Genomic DNA, 2593 nt, shown 5'->3' with positions numbered 1-2593 from the left:
CTTTCAGTGGAGATGGAATCAGTCATTAAACCGAGCAGTAACGAAGCGCTCACTGTTCAGGTTGGTCAAGCCAGGATTGAAGTGTCTGAGGGCTTCAACACCAAACTGTTCATACAGGTCGTTCAGGCTTTGGCAGATGCTCATCCATGAGGCGAATTCAGAGCAACGGGTGTACTTGGCGAGCGGCAGTACAGATCTTCGTAAGTCTATCGACGGGCTGGCAGTCCTGGTTCAAGAGGTCTTTCAGCTCAGTCCATTTTCGCCTTCCCTCTTCGTTTTCTGCAACCGAAAACGAGACAAGCTTAAAATCCTAGAGTGGGATACGAATGGATTCTGGCTCCATTATCGTCGTTTGGAACGTGGTCGCTTTCAATGGCCGGACGTAACGAACAGCGAAACGGTTACGGTCAGTCGGCAGCAGTTGCGGTGGTTGCTAGACGGACTGTCCATCACCCAACGACAGGCTCATAAAAAGGTAACCGCGCGCACGGTCATCTAGTCTCTCAGTGGCAAAATAAAAGTTCCGTAATCTCTTTTGTGACAAGGGATTTTAGCTCGCATGTCGAAATATATAGCATGGCGAAACCAAAGAGTTCCACCACCGAACAGGTTGAATCCTTGCAGCAAGAAAACACCATACTTAAGCAGCAAAATGACGAACTCAAGTCTAAGGTAGAGTGGCTTGAGGAGAAATTGCGCAAAGCAACTCACCAACGTTTTGCTGCGTCTAGTGAACGGACCAAGACCGACTCCGTACAGACGCTGTTGTTTAACGAAGCCGAAGTCGAGTCTGAACCTACGCTTGAAGAGCCCACCATGGAAACCATCACCTACAAGCGAAAAAAGAAACGTCCGGGTCAGCGTGAAGAACTCCTAAAGGATCTGCCTGTGGAGCGAATGGAGTATCACCTACCCGAAGAGGAGCAGGTGTGTTCCTGCTGTGGTGGCGCCATGCATGAAATGAGTTCTGAAACGCGAACTGAGATCAAAATCATTCCGGCCCAGATGAAGGTCGTGGAGCATGTTCAATATATCTACGCCTGTCGTCATTGTGAGAAGCATGAAATTGAAACCCCTGTTGTGAAAGCTTCCATGCCACGTCCGGCATTTCCGGGGAGCTTAGCTTCTGCCTCAGCAGTGGCTTACATCATGAGCAAGAAATACGTCGAGGGGATGCCACTCTATCGGCAGGAGCAACAGTTTGAGCGACAGGGCTTTCCGTTATCACGACAAACCATGGCCAATTGGGTCCTCGCTGGTGCAACGACATGGTTGAATAAAATATACGACCGGATGCACCAGGAACTCCTACAACGGAAGTACTTACACGCGGACGAGACAACGCTGCAGGTACTTCACGAATCCGGCAGAGCCGCAGATACGAAGTCCTACATGTGGCTCTACCGCAGCGGACGGGACGGTCCACCCATTGTTTTGTACGACTACCAAGAGACGCGCAGTCGGGAGCATCCAACAAGGTTCCTCCAAGGATTTCACGGATACATCCATGTGGATGGCTACGTAGGGTACGAGGACATTCCGAATGTGACCCTGTCAGGGTGCTGGAGTCATGCCCGAAGGAAATTCGACGAGGCCATCAAGGCCTTACCCGCATCCAAACGGAACACGCCCGTGGCTGCAAGGGAAGGACTGGAATATTGCAATCGTCTCTTCAAAATTGAGCGTGGGTTAAAAGACATGACTCCCGAGAAGCGGTACGAACAGCGCCCCGAGCAAAGTCGTCCAGTCCTGGATGCTTTTTTGCCATGGCTTGAATTCCAGAAGGAAAACACACTCCCAAAGAGTGCCTTGGGAGAGGCAGTGAATTATTGCCTACGCCAATGGGGTAAGCTCACCGTGTTCCTTGAGGATGGCCATCTGGAGATCGATAACAACCGCGGTGAACGTTCCATTAAGCCATTTGTGATCGGGAGAAAGAACTTCCTGTTCAGCAATACGCCGCGCGGAGCTAGAGCGAGCGCCATCACATACAGTATCGTGGAAACTGCAAAAGAGAATGGACTCGACCCGTTTCAATATCTGTGCTATCTGTTCGAGCAACTACCAAACGTCCCCGACGATGAATCTGACTCGTTGGCCGCGCTGCTGCCTTGGGCTGGGAACTTACCGGACGAAGTGCGACATTCAAGGAGAAAGACTCCATAACACGACAGTAGTCCCCGCCGTAACCGGTGGGGATTTCTGATTATAATGACGACGAATGACCTACCTTCAATGTGTCCTGCGTTTGACGCTTACATTATGGATTGGCCAAAACAGTATAGAAATCAATCAGTTTCCTGTTCTGTATGCTTTCCAATGTGTTGATTAGGCAAGCGTATATTCCCTCCAAGATGACCCTTGTCAGATAAGGATTTTCGCTCTATCCTCTAAGTTCCCCCGCCCCAATTTTTTTGTCCTGCCCTTCACCCTCAATCCTTTTCCCTGCAACGCAAAAACACAGGCGAACTCAGGCTTTTGACCCGAATCCACCGGTAGTGTCCCGTCAAGTGGTGTAAATTGAGTGCAACCCCTAGTGTTAGCTATTTATGCAAAACTGACGTTGGAGCTAGTAACTGCTGTTCATCAGTGC

Annotated in this window: 2 protein-coding genes; both read left to right on the top strand. The window is 50.1% G+C overall.

Features of this window, described 5'->3' with window-relative positions; genetic code table 11:
- Nucleotides 1–136 precede the first annotated feature (136 nt).
- On the top strand, nucleotides 137–499 hold the full coding sequence (gene tnpB, locus J3482_RS19815; RefSeq protein ID WP_021295534.1) for an IS66 family insertion sequence element accessory protein TnpB: 363 nt from the start codon (nucleotides 137–139) through the stop codon (nucleotides 497–499).
- 77 nt (nucleotides 500–576) lie between these two features.
- Complete coding sequence (gene tnpC / locus J3482_RS19810) at nucleotides 577–2166, top strand: IS66 family transposase (RefSeq protein ID WP_206923042.1); 1590 nt, start codon at nucleotides 577–579, stop codon at nucleotides 2164–2166.
- Nucleotides 2167–2593: the final 427 nt, after the last annotated feature.

Origin of the sequence: Alicyclobacillus suci (assembly GCF_017329615.1) — a bacterium.
GTDB classification, from domain to species: Bacteria; Bacillota; Bacilli; order Alicyclobacillales; family Alicyclobacillaceae; genus Alicyclobacillus; species Alicyclobacillus suci.
Note: the sequence above shows the minus strand (reverse complement) of the source record. Positions and strands in the feature narration are given on the sequence as shown.

Bases quoted from the DNA above. Each gene is read 5' to 3' on its own strand.
- tnpB (WP_021295534.1), top strand. From the start codon at position 137: ATGCTCATCCATGAGGCGAATTCAGAGCAACGGGTGTACTTGGCGAGC.
- tnpC (WP_206923042.1), top strand. From the start codon at position 577: ATGGCGAAACCAAAGAGTTCCACCACCGAACAGGTTGAATCCTTGCAG.